The 23,977-nt window shown below is 71.2% G+C and carries 21 protein-coding genes and 1 pseudogene; 12 read left to right on the top strand and 10 right to left on the bottom strand.

Annotated elements, in window-relative coordinates:
* Positions 1-2 precede the first annotated feature (2 nt).
* The 4 genes from ACGFYY_RS16555 to ACGFYY_RS16540 form a co-directional block, all read right to left on the bottom strand.
* Positions 3-911 carry an ABC transporter permease gene (locus ACGFYY_RS16555; protein WP_393710002.1) on the bottom strand — a complete coding sequence of 303 codons (909 nt, stop codon included), beginning with the start codon at positions 909-911 and terminating at the stop codon, positions 3-5.
* Positions 908-1,873 (bottom strand): ABC transporter ATP-binding protein, encoded by a 966-nt coding sequence (locus ACGFYY_RS16550; protein WP_365276432.1) that lies wholly within the window; start codon positions 1,871-1,873, stop codon positions 908-910. Before ACGFYY_RS16550 ends, ACGFYY_RS16555 begins: the two co-directional genes overlap by 4 nt.
* Before the next feature lie 27 nt (positions 1,874-1,900).
* Positions 1,901-2,290 (bottom strand): hypothetical protein, encoded by a 390-nt coding sequence (locus ACGFYY_RS16545; protein ID WP_393709999.1) that lies wholly within the window; start codon positions 2,288-2,290, stop codon positions 1,901-1,903.
* 198 nt (positions 2,291-2,488) lie between these two features.
* Entirely contained in the window at positions 2,489-2,857 is a 369-nt protein-coding gene (locus ACGFYY_RS16540; protein ID WP_202200418.1) for a hypothetical protein, read from the bottom strand.
* Between the two features lie 309 nt (positions 2,858-3,166).
* Here ACGFYY_RS16540 and ACGFYY_RS16535 point away from each other — a divergent pair, with 309 nt between their 5' ends.
* The 3 genes from ACGFYY_RS16535 to ACGFYY_RS16525 are packed head-to-tail and all read left to right on the top strand — an operon-like array spanning position 3,167 to position 5,549.
* Complete coding sequence (locus ACGFYY_RS16535; protein ID WP_365276428.1) at positions 3,167-4,498, top strand: cytochrome P450; 1,332 nt, start codon at positions 3,167-3,169, stop codon at positions 4,496-4,498.
* A complete protein-coding gene (locus ACGFYY_RS16530) occupies positions 4,495-5,319 on the top strand; it encodes a class I SAM-dependent methyltransferase (RefSeq protein WP_393709996.1) in 825 nt (274 codons plus the stop codon). The genes ACGFYY_RS16535 and ACGFYY_RS16530 overlap by 4 nt, the downstream gene beginning before the upstream one ends.
* Positions 5,320-5,363: 44 nt before the next feature.
* The gene (locus ACGFYY_RS16525; protein WP_030756074.1) at positions 5,364-5,549 is read left to right on the top strand and encodes a hypothetical protein; all 186 of its coding nucleotides are present in this window, start codon (positions 5,364-5,366) and stop codon (positions 5,547-5,549) included.
* Positions 5,550-5,656: 107 nt separating this feature from the next.
* Here the strand turns inward: ACGFYY_RS16525 and ACGFYY_RS16520 are convergent, their stop codons facing one another.
* The 4 genes from ACGFYY_RS16520 to ACGFYY_RS16505 form a co-directional block, all read right to left on the bottom strand.
* Positions 5,657-6,193 (bottom strand): TetR/AcrR family transcriptional regulator, encoded by a 537-nt coding sequence (locus ACGFYY_RS16520; protein ID WP_393709994.1) that lies wholly within the window; start codon positions 6,191-6,193, stop codon positions 5,657-5,659.
* Positions 6,194-6,356: 163 nt separating this feature from the next.
* A complete protein-coding gene (locus tag ACGFYY_RS16515) occupies positions 6,357-7,583 on the bottom strand; it encodes an MFS transporter (RefSeq protein ID WP_393709992.1) in 1,227 nt (408 codons plus the stop codon).
* A gap of 231 nt (positions 7,584-7,814) precedes the next feature.
* The gene (locus tag ACGFYY_RS16510; RefSeq protein WP_393709990.1) at positions 7,815-8,666 is read right to left on the bottom strand and encodes a hypothetical protein; all 852 of its coding nucleotides are present in this window, start codon (positions 8,664-8,666) and stop codon (positions 7,815-7,817) included.
* Positions 8,667-8,692: 26 nt separating this feature from the next.
* Complete coding sequence (locus tag ACGFYY_RS16505) at positions 8,693-10,285, bottom strand: PQQ-binding-like beta-propeller repeat protein (protein WP_393709988.1); 1,593 nt, start codon at positions 10,283-10,285, stop codon at positions 8,693-8,695.
* Between the two features lie 142 nt (positions 10,286-10,427).
* Here ACGFYY_RS16505 and ACGFYY_RS16500 point away from each other — a divergent pair, with 142 nt between their 5' ends.
* The 4 genes from ACGFYY_RS16500 to ACGFYY_RS16485 all read left to right on the top strand — a co-directional run bounded on the left by ACGFYY_RS16500 (position 10,428) and on the right by ACGFYY_RS16485 (position 14,418).
* Positions 10,428-11,666, top strand: coding sequence for a serine hydrolase domain-containing protein (locus ACGFYY_RS16500; RefSeq protein WP_393709986.1), 1,239 nt, complete (start codon positions 10,428-10,430; stop codon positions 11,664-11,666).
* A gap of 233 nt (positions 11,667-11,899) precedes the next feature.
* Positions 11,900-12,406: a GNAT family N-acetyltransferase gene (locus ACGFYY_RS16495; protein WP_393709984.1), complete on the top strand. Its 507-nt coding sequence runs from the start codon at positions 11,900-11,902 to the stop codon at positions 12,404-12,406.
* Positions 12,407-12,531: 125 nt separating this feature from the next.
* Entirely contained in the window at positions 12,532-13,047 is a 516-nt protein-coding gene (locus ACGFYY_RS16490) for a SigE family RNA polymerase sigma factor (RefSeq protein ID WP_365271282.1), read from the top strand.
* A 117-nt stretch (positions 13,048-13,164) separates the two neighbouring features.
* The gene (locus ACGFYY_RS16485) at positions 13,165-14,418 is read left to right on the top strand and encodes a hypothetical protein (protein WP_365271263.1); all 1,254 of its coding nucleotides are present in this window, start codon (positions 13,165-13,167) and stop codon (positions 14,416-14,418) included.
* A 50-nt stretch (positions 14,419-14,468) separates the two neighbouring features.
* Here ACGFYY_RS16485 and ACGFYY_RS16480 read toward each other — a convergent pair whose 3' ends face one another.
* Positions 14,469-16,184 carry a bifunctional 3'-5' exonuclease/DNA polymerase gene (locus ACGFYY_RS16480; protein WP_393709982.1) on the bottom strand — a complete coding sequence of 572 codons (1,716 nt, stop codon included), beginning with the start codon at positions 16,182-16,184 and terminating at the stop codon, positions 14,469-14,471.
* Positions 16,185-16,612: 428 nt separating this feature from the next.
* On the opposite strand from ACGFYY_RS16480, the gene ACGFYY_RS16475 reads away from it, so the two are divergent.
* Both ACGFYY_RS16475 and ACGFYY_RS16470 read left to right on the top strand, forming a co-directional pair.
* Entirely contained in the window at positions 16,613-17,788 is a 1,176-nt protein-coding gene (locus tag ACGFYY_RS16475; protein ID WP_393709980.1) for a DUF2786 domain-containing protein, read from the top strand.
* Positions 17,789-17,998: 210 nt separating this feature from the next.
* Positions 17,999-18,244, top strand: coding sequence for a DUF397 domain-containing protein (locus tag ACGFYY_RS16470; RefSeq protein WP_030726905.1), 246 nt, complete (start codon positions 17,999-18,001; stop codon positions 18,242-18,244).
* A gap of 130 nt (positions 18,245-18,374) precedes the next feature.
* On the opposite strand, the gene ACGFYY_RS16465 is transcribed toward ACGFYY_RS16470, so the two are convergent.
* Positions 18,375-18,863, bottom strand: a complete 489-nt coding sequence (locus ACGFYY_RS16465) for an ATP-binding protein (protein ID WP_393709978.1) — start codon at positions 18,861-18,863, stop codon at positions 18,375-18,377.
* 362 nt (positions 18,864-19,225) lie between these two features.
* Between ACGFYY_RS16465 and ACGFYY_RS16460 the strand changes: the two genes are divergently transcribed.
* From ACGFYY_RS16460 to mrdA, 3 genes and pseudogenes are all read left to right on the top strand, one after another.
* Positions 19,226-20,104, top strand: coding sequence for a helix-turn-helix transcriptional regulator (locus ACGFYY_RS16460; protein WP_365271252.1), 879 nt, complete (start codon positions 19,226-19,228; stop codon positions 20,102-20,104).
* Positions 20,105-20,193: 89 nt separating this feature from the next.
* Positions 20,194-21,651 carry an aldehyde dehydrogenase family protein gene (locus ACGFYY_RS16455; protein ID WP_393709975.1) on the top strand — a complete coding sequence of 486 codons (1,458 nt, stop codon included), beginning with the start codon at positions 20,194-20,196 and terminating at the stop codon, positions 21,649-21,651.
* Between the two features lie 61 nt (positions 21,652-21,712).
* Positions 21,713-23,791: pseudogene (mrdA, locus tag ACGFYY_RS16450) on the top strand (penicillin-binding protein 2); the annotation flags it as partial.
* Positions 23,792-23,977: the final 186 nt, after the last annotated feature.

Raw genomic sequence — 23,977 nt, 5'->3', positions numbered from 1 at the left:
GGTCAGTTGACGCGCGGGCCGCGCCAGCGGAACGACATCGCGGTGAGCACGAGTCCGGCCAGCGACCAGAGCGCCAGGACCAGGGCGATCCTGCCGAGCTCCCAGGTGCCGGCAGGCTCCACCACGGCGAAGGAGTCCGGCAGGAACACCGACCGGAACCCCTGGGCGATCCACTTGAGGGGGAAGAACGCTGCGAGGGTCTGCATCCAGGAGGGCAGTTGGTTGAAGGGGAAGAACACACCCGAGATGAACTGCGTGACCATGAAGACCGGGGTCACGATGGCGGCGGCCGACCGGCTGTTGGGGATGATCGCGCTGTAGGCCACGGCGAGCAGGGCGCAGGCGACCGTGCCCAGCGCCAGGTCCCACCCGAGCGTCGTCCAGCGCTGCGCGGTGGAGGGCAGCGGCAGGCCGAAGGCCGTCACGGCGATCGCCATCAGCAGTGCGGTCTCCAGCACGGTGGTGACCACCACGCGCACCAACTTGCCGATGAAGTAGGCCGATTTGGGCATCGGCGTCATGGCGAGCCGACGGACCGTACCGGTGTCGCGCTCGATGGCTATGTTGATCGCGAGACCCGAGAAGGCGGTGCTCATCACGCCGGACGCGATGATCCCGGCCATGAAGACCTGCTTGAGGTCGGTGTCGGTGCCCGCCACCTTGCCCGAGAAGATCGACCCGAAGACCAGGAGCATCAGGACCGGGAACATCAGCGTGAAGATCAGCGACTGCTTGTTCCGGAAGAAGCTCTTGAGCTCCACGGAGGAGCGCGCGACGGAGGCCCGCCAGACGCCCGGCGTACGGCGGGGCGCGCGGTGTCCGCCGGCTTCGGCGGTCGTGGCGGTCGTGGGGGTCGCGTCGGGCCGCGCGGTCGTGCGGGCAGGGACGGAGGGGGCGTCGGACACGGTCACGGGGTTCCTGCCTTTGCGTCGCGGTTCCTGCTGATCAGGTCGAGGTAGATCTCCTCGAGCGTCGGCCGGTGCACGCGCAGCTCGGGCAGCTCCCGCACCCTGGCCTCGTCGGCCCAGGCCAGCAGCACCAGGAGGACCGCGGTGGGGGTCCTGGTCAGGATGCTGACGATGCCGTCACCCTTGCTTCCGTCCCGCTCGACCGTGACCTCGGCGGGCAGGGCCGGCAGGGTCCGTCCGACCAGTTCCGGCGGCATCCGGAAGGACACCGTCGTCGAGGTGTCGGCCCGTCCGCCGAGTTCGGACACCCGGCTGACCTCCGCGACCTTCCCGTCGACGATGACGGCCGCGCGCTGGGCGAGCGCCTCGGCCTCGTCCAGGTAGTGCGTGGTGAGTACGGTCGTCCGCCCACGGTCGGCGAAGTACTGCACCAGGTCCCAGGCTTCTCGACGAGCCACCGGGTCCAACCCGGTGGTGGGTTCGTCGAGGAAGATGAGTTCGGGGTCACCGATCACCCCGACGGCCACGTCCAGGCGCCGCTGCTGGCCGCCGGACAGCGCCGTCGTCTGCTTCTTGGCGTGCTGGCCCAGCCCGACCATGTCGATGACCTGGCCCACGGGCAGCGGCGCCGGATACAGCGCCGCGAAGTGCTCCACGACCTCGCGCACGGTGAGATCGGTGTAGGCGCCCGTGGACTGGGGCACGACACCGATGCGTGCCCGCCAGTCCCGCCTGTCCTCGGCCGGATCGCATCCGAGCACCCGCACGTCGCCGCCGGTCCGCTGCCGGACCCCTTCGAGGATCTCGACGGTCGTCGTCTTGCCCGCGCCGTTCGGCCCGAGCAGGGCGAACACCTCTCCCTTGTGGATGGTCAGGTCCACGCCCCGTACGACGTGCGAATCGCCGTACTGCTTGCGCAGGCCCCGGACAACGACAGGGTCTTCTTCCGATGCGGTGTGCAGCACTTCGGTGCTCTCCTTACGAGGCGGTGATCAGGTGCAGCAGGAGCAGGGGCAGCAGCACGTGAGAACCGTCGGGCCGCCGCCCTTGCCGCCGCCGGAGAGGCCCGAGAGGTCGCTCTCGCTCAGCTCGGAGGTCTCGACGACCGGGGCGTCCGGCACGTGGAACTCGAAGCGGCCGCTCGCGAGCCCGGCCTCCCACAGACCGACCTGGACGTCGAGGTTTCCGTCCGGCTGGGTCTCCGGATCGGCGCTGACAATGACGATTTCGGCGTTCGAGGGAAGGGTCAGACCGGATTCCGCAAGGGCGGACCGCGGGTCCGACTTCAGCCGGGCACGGTACTCATCGCTCGACCAGGCGGTGATGAGCGTCTTGGTGTACGCGTTGACGAATTCAGTACGCTGCTGGGCATCCATCGCCATGCTGACTTCTTCTTTCTGTGTATTCCAGGCACCCCGCACACGGGGGACGCGCGGGGGGCGCTGAGAACAGGATCCGAATGCTGCGGCAGAAGCCGGCCGCGCGGGGCCTCGGCCTTGTCCGGCCGAGGGCCCGCGCACAGCACCGGTTCTGTCGTCCTGCGGAGTCGCGAACCGCCGTGAGCTCTCCGCAGCGGTCGATCAGGTGCAGCAGGAGCAGGGGCAGCAGCAGTAGTTGCCACCGGCGGCGACGTCGGACAGGTCGCCCTCGCTGAGCTCCGCCGTGTCCACGACCGGGGTCTCCGGGATGTGGAACTCGTAGCGGCCGGTGGCCAGGCCGAGCTCCCAGAAGGAGACCTGGACGTCCAGGTTGCCGTCCTGCTTGCCGTCCGGGAGGGTGCGGACGATGACGATCTCCGCGTCCTCGGGGACGTTCAGACCGGACTCGGCCAGCGCGGCGCGCGGCTCCGAGTTCAGGCGGGCCACGTACTCCTCGCTCGACCAGGCGGTGATGAGCGTCTTGGTGTACGCGTTGACGAATTCAGCGCGCTGCTGCGGGTCCAGCGACATGTGGACTCCTCCTTCGAGTATCGCCTCGCACCGTGTTGTGGCGGCGACAAACGAAAGCTTGGCATGGGGGAAAGGCTCCGCCAAGACTTAATCTTCGGTGCGCACCAGTAAGTATTGAGCGCCCCGGACGAGTGCGATAGATTGCGCCCCGCAGAACCGCTCGGATATGTGAATCAATACGTATTGCCGACCCTGGGTGTACGTATTCCGATTACGTATCGGGCGCCCTCTGCTACGTATTCGGAATTCTGCGTACGCATTCGGTGTACGCATTCGGTCAACGGCCACACCACGGAGGTGACCGCCACCATGCCCGCACGGACCCTGGTCCTGCCCCCCGGCCCCGAAGGCCCCGCCGACATGCAGGAGATGCGCAACGATCCGCTGGCCTTCGTCACCGGGCTCGCGCATGAGTACGGCGACATCACCTGCCACCGCGCCGACGGCGACACCGTCTACCTGCTCAACCGGCCGGAGTTCGCGCGCTACGTACTCAAGGAGAACGGCGCCAACTACACCAAGGAGAACACCCCCGACGACCACATGCTGCGTCCGCTGCTCGGCAACGGGCTGCTGACCAGCGACGGCGAGGAGTGGGCGAAGCAGCGCCGGATGTGCGCCCCGGCCTTCCGGCCCAGCGCGGTGAGGACGTTCGACGGTGTCGTCACCGACGCCACCACGAACATGCTGGAGCGCTGGCGCCCGGCCCTGGACGGCGACGCCCCGATCGCCGTCGACCATCATCTGACAGCCCTGACCCTGGGCATCATCACCCGGGCGATCCTGGGCGCCGACATCGACGGAATCGGTGAGGGCTTCGGCCGCGCGGTGGACGCGGTGAACCGTTACATCGGCCATTACGTCCCGGCCGACGATCCCGATCCGACGGACACGGCGCTGCGTCGCCAGGGCTTCGCTTCGGCGCGCGCCTTCCTGGACGCCGTCACCCGTACTCTCATCGCCTCCCGCCGGGCCACCGGCGCCGCCGCCGGCAGCACCAACCTGCTGGACGCGATGATGAGTGCCGACCACCAGGTCTCCGACGCCGATCTGCGCGACCAGGTACTGACGATCATCATGGCCGGTCACGAGACCACCGCGAAGTCACTGACCTGGACGCTCTACCTCCTCGACCGCAACCCGGCCGAGGCCGCGCGGGTCCGCGAGGAGGTGGACCGGGTGCTCCAGGGGCGCACTCCGACCGCCGCCGACCTGGTGGACCTGCCCGTCTGCCGGCGAGCCATCCAAGAGGCCATGCGCCTCTACCCCCCGGTGTGGCTGACCTCCCGGCGGGCGACCGGCCCCGACGTCATCGGCGGCTACGACGTCGCACCGGGCACCCTGATCTGCATCAGTCAGTGGGTGTTGCACCGTCATCCCGACCACTGGGAGGCGCCGGAGGAGTTCGTCCCCGACCGCTTCATCGACGCCGAGCTGCCCAGCCACCTCTACATGCCGTTCGGTGGCGGCGACCGGATCTGTGTCGGCCAGCACTTCGCGATGGTCGAGGCGACCCTCGTCCTGGCCATGCTGACGCAGTCCGTCGAGTGCGAACTCGTCGAGGACTTCCCGGTCGAGCCGGAAGCCCTGGTCACCCTCCGTCCCCGGCACGGCATGAGCATGATGGTGAGGAAGCGGTGAACACCACGACCCTCAAGGGCGGTTCGTACGATCCGGCCCGGACCACCACCGGCGGTCTGACCGGCGAGTTGGCCCGCCTCGAAGCACAGGCCGCCCTGTCCTTCCCCGAAGAGCTGCGCATCCTGCGCGAGCTGGGCGTCACCGAGTCCTCGACCCTGCTCGAACTCGGGGCCGGGTCGGGCGCGGTCACCCGCTGCCTGCGTGCCGCGCTGCCCGGCCTCACGATCGTCGCGGTCGACATCGACGCGACGCTCCTGGCCCATGCCGAGGGCACCGGCGCCGAGCTGATCGTCGCCGACGCGGCGGACCTTCCGCTGGAGACGGGCAGCATCGACACCGTCCTGCTGCGGTACGTCCTGCAACACGTGCCGGACACGTCGAAGGTGCTCACCGAGGTCCGCCGGGTGCTGCGGCCCGGCGGCCGGGTGATCGTCACCGAGGTGGACACCTCCTGCTGGGGCATCGCCGAACCGTCCTATCCGGAGATGGCGGGCATCCACGCCAAGGTGGCCGGCGCCCAGCGCGCGGCGGGCGGGGACCGATCGATCGGCCGCCGGCTCACCCGGATGCTGCGCGCGGAAGGTTTCGACGACGTCGTGCTGCGCCCGTTCGCCACCACCAACGACGACCACCCGACCGAGGCCTTCGCTCCCCATCTCGGACCGCAACGCCTCGAACCCCTGCTGGCGGCAGGGGTGTTGTCCTTCGCCGAACTCTCCCTCGCGGCCGACCGGTGGAACCGCTTCCGCTCCGACCCCGACGCCTGGGTGATGCTGCTCGGCCTCACCGCCGCCGGAACCTCCCCGGGCCCCGCGGCATGACAAGCCCGGCACAACAAGAACCGACCTGATACGAGAGGCCCCCCATGAACCCCAACCTCAAGATCTTCATCACGATCTTCTGCTACATCAGCGGCGTCGCCGGGCTGGTCACCGCGGTGCTCGACGCGAGCAGCAAGCCCGCGCAGATGACCTCCGCCGTCGTCGCCGGAGCGATCGGCGTGCTGTTCCTGCTGGGCGGACTGATCCTCACGCGCAAGCCGCGCTACTGATGCCGTACGTGCCGGTGCCCGCGCGCGGCACCGGCCCTTCGGGGACCGCACGGCGCTCCCCCCCGGAACCCCCAGGACTCACCCCCGTGACCTGGGGGTTTCGCCTTTCACCGCTCCGTGGGCCCCAGTGCCAGCCGCACGGCGACCGTGCTGAGTTCCTTGTCGGCCGGCGTACCGAAGACGAGTACGCGGTAGTAGATCGGGCCCAGCAGCAGATCGGCGAGGCGGCCGAGGTGTTCCTCCTCCGGAGCCGTGCCCGTGTGGCGTTCGACGATCGGGCGGAGGCCGGCCAGATCGCGTTCGCGCTGCTTGAGCAGGAACCCCTCGCGCAGCGCGGCGGCGGCGTCCTGGTCCAGTTGCGCGTTGCCGAGGAGGGCCCGGAGTACCTGGCCCGCCGGTTCCTGGAAGAAGTCGGCGACGCGGTGCAGGTGTGCGGTGAGGTCCTCGGCGGGGGTTCCGGCCGGTTCGGCCCATGCCAGCCCTTCGAGGGCGTCCTCCGCCAGGGCGTCGAGCAGGATCTCGACCTTCGACTTCCACCACCGGTAGATCGTCTGCTTGGCGACGCCCGCCCGGGCGGCGATGCCCTCGATGGTCGTCGCCGCGAAGCCCTGTTCGACCAGCAGGTCGTCGGCGGCGTTCAGCACCGCGACGCGGATGCTCTCACTGCGCCGTGGACCCGTGCGGCTCACGACGGGGGCGGGGGCGCGGTGGCCTTCGGTCTTCCGTGCGGCGCTGATGGTCGGTCACCTCTCGTTTCGTGCGAATGCCGCGATTCTGGCACATCGGATCGGTGACGGGACCGGCCGATCACACGGCCGTCCTGCGGTCGCGGGCGAGGCTCGACAGCACCGTGAGCGCGAGCAGCGCGACGGCTGCGCTGAAGATCGTCCCGGCCGGTCGCAGGCTCGTGGCGCGGATCAGTACGCCCACCCCGATCGCGGGGACGGCGAGCATGGAGTAGAGGATCGCGAAGAACGTCGACACCGACGCGCCGCGGTGCTGCGGGTTGCCACGGGTGGTGATGCCACCGAGCCCGTGGCTGATGGCCACGCCGGTGGCCAGGCCGTTCACCGCGGCGCCGACGAGCAGAGGGGTCAGCGAGGAGACCGCCATGGCCAGCGCGATCAATGCGGCGGCGAGGACCAGCCCCAGGCAGGCCGCCCGCAGGGCGGTGCCCGGCCTGAACCGGCGGACCAGCAGTTGACCCAGCGCGGTGCAGGCGAAGGCGATGAAGACGACGAGCCCGGTGAGCGTGTGGCTGCTCCGGTGGAGGACCGTACCGAGAAACAGGCCGGTGACGGCGGTGAGTACGCCGAGCACCGCGAAGCCGGCGCCGGCGGCCATCGCGGAGCGCAGGAAATCCGAGCGGATCTCCGACGGTATGCGGAGCGGCTGGAACCGGAGGACGAATCCGGAGCGGTGCACGGCGGTCTCCCGGGACGCGGCCACGCCCACGAGTCCGATGGCCGCCAGACCGAGCATCACGATCCACGGCGTGCGCAGCGGTGCGGGCGCGAGATCGGCCAGGATCCCGGCGAGCAGCGTGCCGCAGGCGAGCCCGCCCATGTTGGCGAACAGCGCGACCGTCGCGGGCCGGACCCCCCGTTCCTGCGGGAGGAGTTCCGTGAGCGCGGCGGTGGCGGCGCCGGTGACGAGCGCGGCGGAGAAGCCGGAGATCACGCGGGCGACGAGCAGCACGGGCACGTCGTCGGCGACCAGGAACACCCCGGCGGCGCAGACGGAGAGCAGGGTCGCCGCGACCAGTACGGGGCGTCGCCCGATCTGGTCCGACAGGCGCCCGAAGGCGAGGAGTCCGACGACGACGCCGAGGGCGTAGACGGCGAAGATCACGGTGACGGTGATCGGGGAGAAGCCGAAGTCCGCGCCGTACAAGGGGTAGAGCGAGGTGGGCGCGGTGGTGCCCGCCATGGTGATCCAGAAGGCGAAGGCCACGGCGGCGGTCGCGAGCCCACGACGGGACGTGGGGGAGTCGGGGCGATCGGTTCGGTCGGTCGGGTCGGTTCTGTTCGGCACGGGATGACCTCCGGCAGAAGACTGGACGATGCGTTGCGTCTGAGTGCGAGATTAGACTAGACGTTGCGTCCATTCAACGAGGTTCGCGGTGCCGTCGATCTTCCGCGGCGAGGGTGCGGTTCGGGAGCGGACAGGGAAGGCCCGGCGAGAGCCAGGCCCCCGGCCCGGGCCGCGGGCCTCGCGACGGTCGGCCCCGGAGGCCGGGTCGAGCCTCGCGGGCGGCCTCGGCGATCACGGTCCGGGGCCGGGGTCCTTCGGGTCGCCGGCCAGGCGGACGGTGCTCAGGATGCGCATGATCAGGGCGTCGTCGACGGCCCCCGGGACGCCCGTGCGGCCGTAGAAGTCCCAGGAGACGAGGTCGCCCCGGGAGTTCCGGAAACCGAAGACGATCGCCTGGCCGTCGCCCGCGCAGCGGTCGGTCGCCGCGGCGCCCGAGGAGCGTGCTCTGACGTAACTCCCCTCGACCCCGGACTTCGTGGTGTAGGCCACCGGCTTGTCGGCCTTGACCACGCTCTTGTCCGGCTGCGTGTAGGCGGCGTAGACCCAGGTGGGCGCCTCCTTCGTGGCGATGTCGGCGGGGTCCTTGGCGCCGCCGGCGCCCTTGGTTCCGGTGTTGGCGAGCCGGACGTCCGAGATCTGGCCGTCGCCGTCGCCGTCGACGCTGCACCACCGGGACTTGTAGAAGGCGGGGGCCGAGTGCCCGATGATGATCTTCTCCGAGTCCTTGTCGTCCACGTGGCCGCTGAAGACCTCGGGTTCGAGGACCTCCCACCCGGGCGGGACGTCGAAGGCCGTGCCGTGCTTGGGGTTGATCACGGTCTTCCAGCCCGCGACGAGGGGCTTCGTCGGGTCCGCCGCCGAGGCCGCGGCCGCCGCCGAGGCGCGGTCCCGGTTCTCGCGGACGCCGAGTGCGACACCGGTCGCGGCGGCGGCGACCGCCAGGGCGGTCGCGGCGCAGATCCCGACGACGAGACGTTTTCCGCCGAACCGGCCTGCGCCGGTGTCCGGCTCCCGCGGCCCCCGCGAGGGCGGCGGCCGGTACAGCCCGTCGGGATGGGGCGGCTGTGGGTACGGGTTCTGCACGGTGTCCCTCCTGGTACCTGCCTGCCCTACTTGCCGAAGGACAGGATCGCGCGGCTCACCTTGCGCGCTTCCGGGCTGTAGACCCGGCCGTTGAGCAGGAACACCCGCCCGTCCGCCCACGCGATGCGGATGCCGTGGGGGTAGAAGACCTCCTCGGGGCCGCGGGCCCCGGCCGGGCTCTGCAGGACCGGCCGCGAGGCGCCGTCGGTCGCGGCGAGGGAGACGACCGCTCCCGCCTCACCGTTGCCGGGGGTGACGTAGGTGAGGATGCTGCCGTTCTCGACCGCGAGCGGCCACATGGTGCGCCCCTTCGGCTGCTCGGCGGTGCGCCAGCGCTCCTTGCCGGTGTTCAGGTCGACGGCGACGACCTGGTTCGTGGCGTCGGTGTCCAGGCTGGTACCGGGCTTGCCCGCGCCGAGGTAGACGGAGTCGGCGTCGGCCGCGACGGCGTAGCACTCCTGGAAGCCGTCGGAGTGGCCGAATCCGTTGCACCGGCCGCTGACCCCGAAGGTCGGGGAGCCCTGCGAGCGGACCGTGCCGTCGGCGGCGAACGCCGTGAGGTTCCAGGTCTTCTTGTCCTTGTGGTGCGCGGTGACCACCAACGGGTCGACGGACAGCACCCGGCCGACCGTCCAGTCCGGGGCGTACTTGTAGCTCCACCGTGCTGCGCCCGTGGCCGGATCCAGCTCCTCGACCATCGCCTGTCCGCGCGCGACGACGTCCTTCGGGTCGGGGCACTGGCGGAGGGCGATCAGCCGCGAACCTCCGGCGAAGCCGTACGGGTAGCAGCCGTTCGGGCTCGACGTGCCGAAGAGCTTGCGGCCGTCGGTGACCGAGAAGCCGCTCATGACGGCCGACCGGGCGACGACGACCGTGTCACCGCTGATCACCGGCTCGAACTGGGCCGAGCTGTCGTACGCGTTCTCCGGCGGCAGCGGAATCTTCCAGCCGGCCCGCCCCGTGGTGAGGTCGATCTGCTGGAGGTGGGTGCACCGTGAGCTCTCCGAGGAGCTTTCCTTCAGTCCCACCACGAGCTTGCCGCTCGCGGACGGAGCCGGCGGGATCCCGCACAGCGGCGTCTGCAGCGGAAGTTTCCACCTCTCCTGACCGTCGGCGGCCGCGTACGCGGTGAAACCGCTCGGGATCGCGCCGATCACGGAGTCGCCCACCCGCCACGGGCCGTACTGCGAGGTCCCGGCCCCGGCCACCTCGGCCGGATTGTCGCGCAGCCAGACCCGGGCCTCGCCCGCCCGGATGCCGGCGTTGGGGTCGTAGGCCTCGGGGCCCTTGCCGTCGCCCTTGCCGTCGCCCTGGTCGACCGAGGGCGAACCGGTGGGCCCGGCCAGGGGCTCCGCGCTGTGACCGCGGACCGTGAGGTGGTAGGCGCCGCCGCCGATCACGAGCAGGGCGGCGAGCAGCACGATGACGGCACCGCCGGCGGTCACGGGCCGGGGCAGCCGCGGCCGACCGCGCCCGCCGGACGACCGTGAGGCGGTCAAGGTGGGCGGCGTGGGCGGTGCGGACGGGGCGGGTGGGGCGAACGGCGCGGGTGGCGGGCCGAAGCCGGCGGTCCGCCGCTCGTCGGGTTCCGGCCGTGGGCCGGAGGTGCGACCGGTCATGCGGGAAGTCTGGCCGATCCGGAGATATTTCTAGAATAGATTTTTGGACGAATTCCCCGGCGCCGGCTCCGGTCGCCCGCCCGTGTGCGCAGGTCTAGCGTGGAGTGATGGTTCCTTGGCTTGGCGGGTGAGGAGGCCGGACATGACGACACGCCGGCGCGGTGCCGCCGTGGTCGTGGCGGCGGTCGGACTCGTGATGGGACCCGTCGGCGCGGCGGCGCCCGCGGTGCACGCCTGGGACGCCGCGGCGCCCTTGGCGCCCGTACCGGCCGCGACGGTCCCGGCGCCGACCCCGACCCCCGCCGCCTCGGACGAGTTCGCGCAACTGACCCCCGCCGTCACGAGCCAGTTGGACACCGCGATCAAGAAGGTGCTGGCGGAGGCGAAGATCCCCGGTGTGATCGTGTCCGTGTCCGCTCCCGGCAAGGGGGACTACGTACGGTCCTTCGGCGTCGCCGACAAGGCCACGGGCGCGCCGATGACCCCGAACCTGAACATGCGGATCGGCAGCGTGACCAAGACCTTCACCGTGACCGCCCTGCTGGAGCTGGTGGACGAGGGGAAGGTCGGGCTGGACGACCCGATCGGCAAGTACGTCGCCGGCGTGCCGAACGGCGACCGGATCACCCTGCGCGAGCTGGCCGGCATGCGCAGCGGTCTGTTCAACTACTCGGCGGACGAGGACTTCTACAAGGCGCTGACCAGCGACCCCTACAAGCCCTTCACCCCGCAGCAGCTGCTGGCCTACTCCTTCAAGCACCCGGTCCTCTTCGAGCCGAACGCGGAGTTCTACTACTGCAACACCAACCTGATCCTGCTCGGGCTGGTGGTGGAGAAGGTCAGCGGCGTCCCCCTCGACAAGTTCATCGACCGGGAGGTCGTCGAACCGGCCGGTCTGAAGAACACGCTGTTCCCCACGGGCGCGGAGTTCCCCAGTCCGCACGCCCAGGGCTACACGAACCAGACGGCCTCCGGGAAGGTCGAGAACTCCACCGACTGGAACCCCTCCTGGGGCTGGGCGGCCGGCGCGATGATCTCCGACCTCCCCGCCCTGCGCAGTTGGGCGAAGACCCTGGCGACCGGGACCCTGCTGACCCCCGCCACCCAGGCCCAGCGCCTCGACGTGGTCGACGCCCTCCCGGGCACCGGCTACGGCCTCGGCATCTTCGACGTCCAGGGCTGGATCGGGCACAACGGCTCCCTGCCGGGCTACGGATCGCTGGTCCTCTACCTGCCGGAAGCCGAGGCCACGCTGGTCGTCCTGCTCAACACGGACATCGCGTACCAGGGCCAGGAGCCCAGCACCCTCTTCGGCGAGGCGATCACCAAGATCGTGACCCCGGACCGGGTCTACACGCTCCCCGCGCAGCCGACGCCCTGAGCCGGGAGACCGCGCTCCGGGAAGCCTATGTGGGCGGCGGGCCAAGGGACTTCGGTCCCGAGGCCCGCCGTCGCGTGCGCGTCCCGGGCATCGCCCCGGCCGTCGCCCGCTCCTTCGCCCCGGCCGACTCCGGCCGTAGCGTAGGCGGTCGAGGGTGCCGGGGCTCCGGACAGCTCGGCACCCTCCACGCACATCGGTCCGCGGCGCGCGAAACACCCCTGAGGGAGACGCACATGAACGGTCAGGCAGCACAGCGGGACGGCCGGTCCCCGGCGGAGGAATCCGCTCCGGTGGTCTCGGTCCGCACGGCCGGCGAGGCGGATGTCGACACGGCGGCCGTGCTGTTCCGGGGCTACCTCGACTTCTACGAGGTGGACATCGAGGACCCGGACGCCCCACGGGCCTTCCTGGCGGAGCGGATCGCCAAGGACGAGTCGCTGGTCCTCCTCGCCGATGTCCAGGACGTCGGCACGGTCGGCTTCGCGCAGGTCTACCGCGGCTTCTCCTCCCTCTCCCTGAAGACCGCCTGGGTTCTCAACGACCTCTACGTCGCCCCGGCCGGCCGCCGCACCGGAGTCGGCCGGGCACTGCTGCGCGAGGTGTTGCGCCGGGCCCGCGAGGCCGGGGTCTCCGGCGTGCAGCTGGAGACCGCGTACGACAACACGGTCGCGCAGGGCCTGTACGAGACCGAGGGCTTCGTCCGCGAGGAGTTCCACGTCTACTTCCACGACCTGGGCTGACCGGCCACCGGAGTGAGCACCGGAAGGAGTACCGGCGGGAGTGGTGACGGGATCGGCGGCGGAGAGATGAAACATTCTCCGCCGCCATCGCGTCAGAGGGGGAGAGGGACGTGAGGGGGGAGCACATGCGCCAGGCGCGCAGGGACGGGTTCCGTGAGTTCGCCGCGGGCCGATCGGGCCATCTGTACCGGTCGGCATGTCTGCTCGTGGGCGGCGACACCCACCTCGCGGAGGACCTGGTGCAGGAGACCCTGGGGCGGATGTACCTGCGGTGGGGTCGGATCTCCCGTGTCGACAATCCGGCGGCGTACGCGCAGACGGTGCTGGTACGGGTCTTCCTCACGCACCAGCGCCGCCGGTCCGCGGGGGAGCGGCCGGTCGGGGAGCTCCCCGACGCGGGCGCGCCGACGCCCGGGAGCGGCGATCCGGCGTTGCGGCTGACGCTGCTGGAGGCGTTGGGGCGGCTGGCGCCCAAGGACCGGGCGGTTCTGGTGCTGCGCTACTGGGAGGACCGCAGCGTGGAGGAGACCGCCGACGCGATGAACGCCAGCTCGGCGGCGGTCCGTACGCGGACCTCGCGGGCGCTCGCCCGGCTGCGGGAGCAGCTGGGCGGCAGCCTCACCGCCTTCGCGGACCTCTGAGAGCGCCGGTCCGCTCCGGCGGGCCACCACCCCCGGCGCCCTCGCCCTCCCCTCCCCCTCCTCCCTCCTCCCTCCTCCCTCCTCCCTCCACCCGGCACCCGGAAGGTCTGGTCCCCGATGTCCTTCGAAGACGAACTCGCCGAAGCCCTGCGGCGCACGGGGGAGGGCTTCGCCTCCGACTCCGGGGCCCTCGCGGAAGCGGGCGGGGCGCGCGGCCGGCGCCTGCTGGCGCGCCGCCGGGCCGCCGTGGCCGCCGGATCGGTGCTGGCCCTGGCCCTGATCGCCACGGCGGGGGCCTACTCCGGCGGCCTGTTCGGCGGCTCCGACGCCGAGGGCGCGGTCCATGTCGCGGCCCCGCCGCCGACCCCGCCGGGCAACGGGCGACGGACCGGCACCGGCGCGGTCAGCGCCGAGCAGATGGTCGGCAAGATGAAGGCGCTCCTGCCGGGCGGCCGCATCACCGAGCCCGAGGCGCGGGGCACGGAGGACGAGCTGGGACCCAGGGTCGGCGTCGTGTTCGACGACGGCAAGGGACCGGCGGCCGTCTTCCTCAGTCTCCAGCGGGTGGACCCGTTCGGCAGCGGATCCCGCGCGCAGACCGAGTGCGAGGACAAGAACCTGCATCGCTACGACGCCTGCCGGACCGAGCAACTGCCGGACGGGTCCAGGCTGCTGCTCCACCAGGGGTACGAGTACCCGGACGGCCGCGCGGACACCAAGGTCTGGCGGGCGGTGCTCGTGACGGTCCGGGGCTTCATGGTCGACGCGTCCGAGTGGAACGCGGCGGCCGACAAGGGCGCCCCCGTCTCCCGGACCGACCCGCCGCTGACCATCGAGCAGTTGAAGAACGTGGTCACCTCGGACACCTGGCACCCGGCCCTGAACGACCTGCCGGAGGCCCCGCCCGAGCCGGCGCCCCTGCCCGAGTCCATCGCCCTGCGGGACCGGAAGGCCGTGGACGCCCTGGAACAGCTGCTGACCCGGATCGGGATCACCGTTCCGATCGTGTCCAGGGGCGGGCAGGGCTCGTACGGCTACGTCGTGCTCGACGACGGCAAGGGCAGGTCCCTGGTCCAGATCAACGTCCAGCCGGCCGCGGGACCCTCGGGCTTCCCGGGGAGATCCCCCTTCACCACGGAGCCCGACGGCACCATGGTCAGGGAGGCGGCGGGGCCCGGGGAGAAGAACAAGGGCGTGACCCAGTGGAAGGTGGACACCCTGCACGTGGACGGGCTGCGCGTGCTGGTCAGCGCTTTCAACACGGCCGACCAGAACGGCCCGGCCACCCGGCCCGCGCCCGCTCTGACGCTGAAGCAGCTACGGCAGATCGCGCTCGCCCCGGAGTGGAAGCTCGCGGCACGCACCGACTGATCGGCCTCCGGTCCCGGTCCGCTCTCGGTCGGCTCTCCGTGTGAGCGGCCTCATTTGGCGTCCGCGTAGCACTCCACGACCGCCGTCGTGAACGGGAAGCGGACCGGGGTGTCGCCGAAGGCGATCCGGCCGGCCCGTTCACCGGCGGTGCGGATCGCCTCCACGACGGCCTCGGCCTCCTCGGCCGGGCAGTGCACGATCACCTCGTCGTGCTGGAAGAACACCAGCTCGGCCCGCATGCCGACGGTCGCCTGCCGTAGGGCCGCGAGCAGCAGCAGGGCCCAGTCGGCCGCGCTGCCCTGGACGACGAAGTTACGGGTGAACCGGCCGCGGGCCCGGGTGTTGGTCGAGGCGTAGCTCGGGGTCCAGCCGTCGTCCCGGTCCTGCGCGGCCCGGTCCCCGCCCTCCCCGTACCCCTCGCCCGGGTCGACGCCGCCGTCGCCGGCTTCGTCCCCCTCACCGGAGCCGGCGGGCGGCGGGCAGGTGCGGCCCAGCCAGGTCCGTACGAGCCGGCCCTCCTCGCCGGCCTTCGCCGCGTCGTCCACGTAGGCGACGGCGCGGGGGAAACGGCGGCGGAGCGCGGCCAGGTTCTTCAGGCCGTCCCCGGAGGTCTGGCCGTAGACGGCGCCGAGCACGGCGATCTTGGCCTTGTCCCGGTCACCGGAGAAGCCCTGCCGGGAGACGGCGGTGTACAGGTCCGAGGGCTCCCCGGCGACCTCCATGAAGGCGGGGTCGCGGGAGATCGCGGCGAGGACGCGCGGCTCCATCTGGTCGGCGTCGGCGACGACGAGCCGCCAGCCGGGGTCGGCGACCACGGCCCGGCGGATCACCTTGGGGATCTGCAGGGCCCCGCCGCCGTTGGTGACCCAGCGGCCGGTGAGGGTGCCGCCCGGGATGAACTCGGGGCGGAACCGGCCGTCCCGCACCCAGTCCGCGAGCCAGGCCCAGCCGTGGGCGGTGTAGATCCGGTACAGCTTCTTGTACTCGATCAACGGCTCGACGGCGGGATGGTCCAGCTCCTGGATCTCCCAGCGGCGCGTGGACCTGAGCTTGATACCGGCCCCGGCGAACGCCTTGACGACGTCGGCGGGCAGATCGGGGCGCACCCGTCTGCCGAAGGCGGCGGACACCCGGTCGGCCAGCTCGGCGAGGCGGCGGGGCTCCCCGCCGCCCGCGTACCGCTCACCGAGCAACTCGGTCAGCAGGGCGCGGTGCACGTCGGCGCGCCACGGCAGGCCCGCGCGGTTCATCTCGGCGGCGACGAGGAAGGCCGCCGACTCGGCGGCGGTGAGCAGCCGCATCCGGTCGGGGTGGGCCGTGGCGTCGAGCCGCCTCGTCTGGTCGGCGTGGACGGCGAGCAGCGCGTCCAGGGGGACCGGGGTGGGTTGCGGGTCGAAGAGGGAGTCCTGGGCGCGGGGCTCGGCGGCGCGCGGGCGCGGATCGGGCGGTACGGGGGCGTCGGTGAGCCGGGCCCAGGCGGCGGCCGCCGAGCGGGGTTCGCCGAAGCGGCCCTCGTGGCCGAGGAGCAGCAGCTCGGTGGCCTCGATGTCGTGGCACCGCTCGACGCGGGCGCCCGCGTCGAGCAGCCGGGGGTACACGGCCGGGGTGGACCGCCAGACCCAGCGGGTGCCGGGCGGAGCGGCGCGGATCGCCTCGGCGGGGTCCCGGACGCGCATCCGGACTCCGTCGCAGGGAGGCACGGGCGCGGCGTGCCACCACCCGTCGCCGTCCTCGGCGAGGGCCCACCGGGGAGTGCGGTCGCTCATGGGTGCGAGTGTCCCACCGGGGTCTGACAGGCCCGGCCGCGCCGTGCCGTGGGCCGGGGCGCGGTGCACGGCCGAGCAGGCGGCGGAGCGTGCCCGTGTTCCGGGGTGTCGAGGAAGCCCGCGGCCACGGCCGCGCAAATGGCCACCTGCATCGGCGGTCGGAAGGGCGCCGGGTCCGCACCGGGCGGGGGCCCGCGGGCCCGTCCCGGGGAGCCCGGGGCCCAGCGGGCACCCACCGCCGAGGTCCGCCCCGCCCGGCTCGTGGACGTGCCCGGCATGCGCCTCCGGTGCCAGGGCCACCCGGACCGCGACCGCCGGCACCCGGACCGCGACGGCCGCCACCCGGCCGGGACGCCGGCGCACCGCCCCCGGATCGAGGCCGCCCTCCGGGAACGGGACGCGAAGGCGGACATGCCAAGCTGAGAGGTGTGAGAGACCTTGCCGAAACCGTCGACCGAGCCTTCGCCGCCGCCCTCTACGCCCAGGACGACGCCGGGCTGGACACCGGCGCCTCGCTGCTCGTCGCGGACCAGGGGGCCTGGCCGGCGGTCGGGCGGGAGCTGCTGGTGCGCGGGGAGGCGTACGTACGCCAGGGCTGGGAGCGCGGCTGGCAGCCGGCCGACGTGCTGCGGCTGGTCCGCCGCGACCTCGACGAGCGGCACCTGCGGATCACCGGGGACCTGATCGCCGCCGAGGCGCGCCGCTACGCCCGGCTCCCGGCGCGCTGGGACGCCGGTGAGGCCTGGTGGGGCGGCGACGGGAAGTACGCCGACCGACTCGCGCAGCGGGAACGGGCCGACCGGTTCACGCTGGCCACCGCCTTTCTGGAGGTGCTGCGGCTGCTGATACGGCTGCCCTCGATCGAGCCGGTGGGCCCGCTGCCCGGCGATCTTGTCGACGCGCTCGCCGAGCACGCCCACATCGAGCCGCGCATGCTGGGCCGGATCCGGGCCCTGCTCGCCAAGGCCGAGGCGACCACCTACCCGGAGGAGGCGGAGGCGCTCAGCGCCAAGGCCCAGGAGCTGATGGCCCGGCACACCGTGGACGAGGCGCTGCTGGCGGCGAGCGGCAAGGGCCCGGCACAGGTGCCCGCCGCCTGCCGGATCGGTGTCGAGCCGCCGTACGAGGAGGCGAAGGCGGTGCTGCTCGACGCGGTGGCCGGCGCCAACCGTTGCCGGGCGGTGTGGAACAGCGGCTTCGAGTTCTCCACGGTGGTCGGCTTCGAGAGCGACCTGGAGGCGGTGGAGCTGTTGTACACCTCGCTGCTCGTGCAGGGCACGGCGGCGATGAGCCGCGCGGAGGCCGCGCAGCGCTCCGGCGGGCGCAAGCGGACGAAGACCTTCAGGCAGTCCTTCCTGCTCGCCTACGCCAGCCGGCTCGGCCACCGGCTCGCCGAGACCGCCGAGCACACGGCGACGGAAGCCCCCGACAACCTGCCGGCCCTGGTGGCCCGCGACGTGGCGGTCACCTCACGCGCGGAGGAGATGTTCCCCCGGACCACCACGACCCGGCTGCGGGGCGCCACCGACCACGCGGGCTGGGAGGACGGCACGGCGGCCGCCGACCGCGCGCACGTCGGCGGCCGACGGAAGCCGCTCCCCTGACGCGTTTCCTGAGAACGATGAGGCGCGGCGCCGTGAGCCGGCTCCGCTCCTGGACTCGCTCGACGAGGTGTCCGAGGCCCTTCATCCCCGAGTACGGACCTGTCTGTGATCAACGGACCACCACGCGTGCACGTGCATCTGCCCATGCAGCCGCTCATGAACACAGCTATGATCCGGAGGAGTTGACATCTGCACTATCGGGGGCTTCCTGTGGACCACGCGTACAACGGGATGGCAGCTGCAGAACTCGCTACCTTGTTTGAGCTGACGTGGCAGAAGAGCAGACACAGCAACTCGCAGGGTTCCTGCGTGGAGTTCGCACGGCTGCCGGGAGGCGATGTCGCCATGCGCAATTCGCGCTTTCCCGACGGACCGGCGCTCGTCTACACACCGGCCGAGATAGAGGCTCTGCTGTTGGGCGTCAAGGACGGCGAGTTCGATCACCTGATCAGCTGACGGAACAGCGCATCCATCAGGCCATGCACGTGCACTGGCCGGGACCGATCCCAAGGATCGATCCCGGCCAGTTGTCCTGTGTGCGCCCTTGATCGAGGCCCGGCGGCAGTCGTCACCGGCCGCCGATGGCTCAGTCCTGGAGCAGGAAGAGCGCCCAGACCACCTTGCCGGTCAGCCGTCCCGCGAGCGGGTGCCAGCCCCAGCTGTCGCTGTACGCGTCCACCAGGAACAGCCCGCGCCCGGACTCCAGGTCGCAGTTCTCCGACGTCCGCTCCGGCGAGAACGCCCCGCCGGGCCGGTCCTCGCTGGGGTCCCGCACCGCGCACACCAGCCGCGTGCTCCACCGCATCAGGTGCAGCCGTACCGGCGGCTCCGGTTCGGCGTCCGCACCCCGCGCGTCCTCGGGCAGGGCATGGCGCAGCGCGTTGGTGACGAGCTCGGAGACGACCAGGGCCACGTCGTCGAAGCGGTCGTCGAGACCCCACTGGGACAGGGTCGAACGACAGAAGGAGCGGGCTCCGCGCACCGCGTCGTAGCGGGCGGGCAGAGCGCAGGAGGCGGACCCGGAGACAGCCGTGGGGTCGACCGGGGGCAGCCCCTGCCGTAACGGCTCGAGCATGGTCGATCCATTCGTCCCCATGCGAGGCACTCCCGGGATTCGCGGGCGGAGCGGTCATCTCCGTCCAGAAAGAACTGCGGGGTGGGTCCGGCGCCGGCGCGAACAGCACGCAGGTGCGCGGGGACCATCGTTCCGAATGCTCGGGCCGGATGCAAGGGCAGATGCACGTGCACGCGCCTGACCTGTCCCCTCCCGTGACGGTTCTGACTCATTTCTTCCTACGCATACTTACGGACTTCTTTTCCCGGAGACGGGATTCCGTTACAGAACGAGTACGGGCCGATGCGTTTTGGTGGCAGACTGCGGCCCCTGGGGTGCGGGGGCCCCGAGACGCTCGCGCACACCACGCGCACGCCAATGCGATGGGGAGGGCAGTACTAGTGACCGCAGAAGCAAGCGGTTCTGTGGTGCGCCGCATCCTCCTGGGCTCCCAGCTCAGGCGACTCCGAGAATCCCGCGGCATCACCCGTGAGGCGGCCGGCTACTCGATCCGCGCATCCGAATCGAAGATCAGCCGCTTGGAGTTGGGAAGGGTGAGCTTCAAGGCCAGAGACGTCGAGGACCTCCTCACGCTCTACGGAGTCACGGACAGCACGGAGCGCGAGTCGCTGCTCGGACTGGTCCGGGAGGCCAACGCGACCGGCTGGTGGCACAGCTACGGCGACGTGCTGCCCGGGTGGTTCCAGACGTACATCGGCCTGGAGGGCGCCGCCTCCCTCATCCGTATCTACGAAGTCCAGTTCGTCCACGGACTGTTGCAGACCGAGGCCTACGCCCACGCCGTCGTCAGCCGCGGCATGCCCGGAGCCTCCGGCGCCGAGATCGACCGCCGCGTCGCCCTGCGCCTGGAGCGCCAGAAGGTCCTCGTGTCCGAGAACGCCCCCATCTTCCACGCCGTCCTCGACGAGGCCGCGCTGCGCCGCCCGTACGGCGACCGCGAGGTCATGCGCGGCCAGCTGGAGCACCTCATCGAGGTCTCCCAGCGGCCCAACGTGCAGCTCCAGGTGATGCCCTTCTCCTTCGGCGGACACGCGGGCGAGAGCGGAGCCTTCACCCTGCTGCGCTTCCCCGAGTCCGACCTCCAGGACATCGTCTATCTGGAACAGCTCACCAGTGCCCTCTACCTGGACAAGAACGAGGAAGTGGGGCAGTACGAGCGGGCGATGGAACGGCTCCAGGCGGACTGTCCCGATGCCGAGCGGACCAGGGATCTTCTCCGCGGCCTGCTCCAACTGTCTTGATCCGCACGTAGTATGACGTCTGATCAGTGCATGATGACCGATCGGTCTCCGGTGCAGCGCACGGGTGCGCGCTCGCAGTAAGGGATGGCATGTCCATATTCAGCGACCTGGCTCACCAGTACATCGACGGCGAATGGCTGGCCGGTACCGGTTCGTGGGACATCATCGACGTCAACCCCTACAACGGGGAGAAGCTCGCGGCCATCACGGTGGCCACCGTCGAGCAGGTGGACCAGGCCTACAGCGGCGCCGAACGCGCCCAGCGTGAGTGGGCCGCCACCAGCCCCTACATCAGACGCGCCGTCCTGGAGCGCGCCCTGCGGATCACCGAGGAGCGCGAGAAGGAGATCGTCGAGGCGATGATCGACGAGCTCGGCGGGACGCGTCCCAAGGCCGAGTACGAGGTCCACCTCGCGATGGAGTTCATCCGCGAGTCCCTCCAGCTCGCCGTCCGGCCCGAGGGGCGGATCCTGCCCTCGCCGGTCGAGGGCAAGGAGAACCGGGTCCAGCGGCTTCCCGTGGGTGTCGTCACGGTGATCAGCCCCTTCAACTTCCCCTTCCTGGTGACCCTGAAGTCGGTCGCCCCGGCCCTCGCGCTGGGCAACGCGGTCGTCATCAAGCCCAACCAGAACGCCCCGGTCGTGGGCGGCGGCGTGATCGCCAAGATCTTCGAGGACGCCGGGCTGCCCGCCGGGCTGCTGAACGTCCTGGTCACCGACATCGCCGAGATAGGCGACGCGCTCCTGACCCACCCCGTCCCCAAGGTGATCTCGTTCGCGGGATCGGACCGGGTCGGCCGACACGTCGGGGCGATCGCCGCCCGCCACTTCAAGCGGACCGTCCTGGAACTCAGCGGCAACAGTGCGCTCGTCGTGCTCGACGACGCCGACCTCGACTACGCCGTGGACGCGGCCGTCTTCAGCCGCTTCGTCTACCAGGGCCAGGTCTGCATGGCCGCCAACCGGATCCTCGTCGACGCCTCCGTCGCCGAGGAGTTCACCGCGAAGTTCACCGCGCGCGTGCGCGGCCTGAAGACGGGCGACCCGCGCGAGGCCGACACCCACATCGGCCCCCTGATCAACTCCTTCCAGGCCGACGCCCTGACCGCGCTCGTGGACCAGGCCGTGGAATCCGGCGCGCAGGCCCTCGTACGGGGTTCTACGCGCGGCAACCTGGTCGAACCCACGGTGCTCGCCGGGATCCCCGAGGACTCCCCGCTGCTGAGCCAGGAGATCTTCGGCCCGGTGGCCCTGCTCGTGGTCTTCGACGGCGAGGACGAGGCCGTACGGCTGACCAACGCGACCCCCTACGGGCTGAGCGGCGCCGTGCACACCCGGGACGTGGAGCGGGGCGTCCGCTTCGCCCAGCGGATCGAGACAGGCATGATCCACGTCAACGACTCCACGATCGGGGACGAGCCGCTGGCCGCCTTCGGCGGCGAGAAGGCCTCGGGCCTGGGCCGGCTGAACGGCGAGGCCACGATCGAGGCCTTCACCACCCAGAAGTGGATCTCCGTCCAGCACGGCCGGACGACCTTCCCGTTCTAGGTCTCACAGGTCGTCCCCCTAGACTCGGCCGGGCGTAGGCAGCCGCCCGGGGGAGATCGAGTTGAGCAACATACCGGAGACCGGCCGGACCCCTCGGGTCCAGAACCGGCTCGTCGTCATCCAGATCGTGGTCTTCTCACTGTTGCTCACGCTGGGCGGACGCCTGTGGTACCTCCAGATACGCAATGGCTCGGAGTACACGGACGAGGCGAAGAACAACCACGTCCAGCAGGTGGTCCAGCCCGCCGTGCGCGGCTCGATCCTGGACTCGCGCGGGGTCCCGCTCGCCGACAACGCGACCCACCTCGTGGTCTCCGCCAGCCGCACCGAGCTGCTGACCATGAAGGACAAGGGACGTTCCGTGCTGACCCGGCTCGCCGGGGTGCTGGGCACGGACCCCCAGGAGGTCATCGACAAGGTCCGGCTCTGCGACGCCAAGACCAAGCAGCCCTGTTGGAACGGCTCCCCCTACCAGCCGATCCCGGTCAGCAACCAGGCCACCACCGAGCAGGCCCTGCAGATTCGCGAGCACCCCGAGGACTTCCCGGGCATCACGGCCGAGGCGACCGCCCTGCGCCGGTACGCGGCCCCGGACGAGGCCAACACCTCCCAGGTGCTGGGCTACCTCTCGCCGGTCACCGACGAGGAGATCGCCAAGGCCAAGAAGTCGGACTCGCCGTACCTGCGTTCCGACCAGGTCGGCCGCTCCGGCCTGGAGCGCACGTACGACAAGGAACTGCGCGGCAAGGCGGGCATCACCCGCTACGAGGTGGACAACCTCGGCCGGGTCATCGGCCAGGGCGAGACCGATCCGGCGAAGCCCGGTTCGAACGTCGTGACCTCGATCGACTCCCGGGTGCAGGCGGTCGCCGAGCGCGAGCTGAACAACGCGATGATCGAGGCCCGCAAGGTCAACGACAGGAACACCGGCCGGAACTACGAGGCCGACTCGGGCGCCGTCGTGGTGATGGAGACCAAGACCGGCCGGGTCGTGGCGATGGCCTCGAACCCGACCTACGACCCCAACGCCTGGGTGGGCGGCATCTCCGCCAAGGACTACGCCGGCCTCACCGACAAGGAGTCGAACTACCCGCTGCTGAACCGGGCCATCCAGGGCCAGGCGGCGCCGGGCTCCATCTTCAAGGTGGTCACCTCGACGGCCGCGGTCAATGCCGGGTACCCGTTCAACAACCGCTACCCCTGCCCCAGCTCGTACTCGGTCGGCAGCCAGACCTTCACGAACTTCGAGTCCCAGGGCCACGGTGACATCACCATCGGCCGGGCGCTGGAGGTCTCCTGCGACACCGTCTACTACGCCATCGCGGACCAGGAGTGGAAGAAGGACGGCGGCATCAAGCCGAAGAAGGACCCGAAGGACTGGTTCCTGAAGACGGCCCAGGAGTTCGGGCTGGGCAAGCGCACCGGCATCGACCTGCCGAACGAGGTCCCCGGCCGGGTCCCCGACCGCAAGTGGAAGCAGGACTTCTTCGAGGCGAACAAGGACGCCTGGTGCCGCGACGGCAAGAAGAACGGCTCCTTCGCGGAGAAGATCGCCTACGAGAACTGCCGTCAGGGCAACCAGATGCGTGAGGGTGACGCCATCAACTACTCGATCGGACAGGGCGACACGCTCGTCACCCCGATCCAGATGGCTTCCGTCTACTCGGCGATCGCCAACGGCGGCACGCTCCACCAGCCCAGCATCGGCAAGGCGATCGTCAGCGCCGACGGGAAGTCGGTCCAGGAGATCGCGCCGAAGGAGACGGGCAAGCTCCCGATGGACGCGAAGACCCGCGACAACATCGACGAGGCCCTCGCCGGCGTGGCCACCAACGGCAGCGCCGCCTGGCGCTTCGGCGGTTGGCCGCAGAAGCAGATCCCGATGCACGCCAAGACGGGCACGGCCGAGGTCCAGGGCAAGCAGACGACCTCGTGGTTCGCCTCGTACACCGACGACTACGCGATCGTGATGACCATCTCCCAGGGCGGCACCGGCTCGGGCGCCTCGGGACCGGCCGTCCGCAACATCTACGAGGCGATGTACGGCCTCGACCCGACGGGCAAGCAGGACCTCTCCAAGGCCCTGCTCCCGCAGCCCGCCACCGCGCTGCCGGCGATCCGCCCCGACGGCGAGATCGAAGGCAACTGAACGGCCGTCGAGGACAGGATCTGACCTAAACGGTCCGTAGCGTGGGTCGTGGGGGGGGGGGGGGGCCCCCCCCCCCCCCCCCCCCCCCCCAACAACGGGGGGGCGGGGGGGGTTGGACCACCCCCCACCAGCGGCCCCGCGCCCGCCCCGCCACACCCCACGGCGGAGCCCGCCCCC

The sequence above is a fragment of the Streptomyces sp. NPDC048331 genome, from assembly GCF_043201215.1.
GTDB lineage: Bacteria > Actinomycetota > Actinomycetes > Streptomycetales > Streptomycetaceae > Streptomyces.
Note: the sequence above shows the minus strand (reverse complement) of the source record. Positions and strands in the feature narration are given on the sequence as shown.

Excerpts from the sequence above, each read along its gene's own strand:
- ACGFYY_RS16465 (WP_393709978.1), bottom strand. The coding sequence starts at position 18,863 with ATGCTCGAGCCGTTACGGCAGGGGCTGCCCCCGGTCGACCCCACGGCT.
- ACGFYY_RS16545 (WP_393709999.1), bottom strand. The coding sequence starts at position 2,290 with ATGGCGATGGATGCCCAGCAGCGTACTGAATTCGTCAACGCGTACACC.
- ACGFYY_RS16480 (WP_393709982.1), bottom strand. The coding sequence starts at position 16,184 with ATGAGCGACCGCACTCCCCGGTGGGCCCTCGCCGAGGACGGCGACGGG.
- ACGFYY_RS16455 (WP_393709975.1), top strand. The coding sequence starts at position 20,194 with ATGTCCATATTCAGCGACCTGGCTCACCAGTACATCGACGGCGAATGG.
- ACGFYY_RS16535 (WP_365276428.1), top strand. The coding sequence starts at position 3,167 with ATGCCCGCACGGACCCTGGTCCTGCCCCCCGGCCCCGAAGGCCCCGCC.
- ACGFYY_RS16495 (WP_393709984.1), top strand. The coding sequence starts at position 11,900 with ATGAACGGTCAGGCAGCACAGCGGGACGGCCGGTCCCCGGCGGAGGAA.
- ACGFYY_RS16500 (WP_393709986.1), top strand. The coding sequence starts at position 10,428 with ATGACGACACGCCGGCGCGGTGCCGCCGTGGTCGTGGCGGCGGTCGGA.
- ACGFYY_RS16540 (WP_202200418.1), bottom strand. The coding sequence starts at position 2,857 with ATGTCGCTGGACCCGCAGCAGCGCGCTGAATTCGTCAACGCGTACACC.
- ACGFYY_RS16485 (WP_365271263.1), top strand. The coding sequence starts at position 13,165 with ATGTCCTTCGAAGACGAACTCGCCGAAGCCCTGCGGCGCACGGGGGAG.
- ACGFYY_RS16490 (WP_365271282.1), top strand. The coding sequence starts at position 12,532 with ATGCGCCAGGCGCGCAGGGACGGGTTCCGTGAGTTCGCCGCGGGCCGA.
- ACGFYY_RS16505 (WP_393709988.1), bottom strand. The coding sequence starts at position 10,285 with ATGACCGGTCGCACCTCCGGCCCACGGCCGGAACCCGACGAGCGGCGG.
- ACGFYY_RS16460 (WP_365271252.1), top strand. The coding sequence starts at position 19,226 with ATGGGGAGGGCAGTACTAGTGACCGCAGAAGCAAGCGGTTCTGTGGTG.
- ACGFYY_RS16525 (WP_030756074.1), top strand. The coding sequence starts at position 5,364 with ATGAACCCCAACCTCAAGATCTTCATCACGATCTTCTGCTACATCAGC.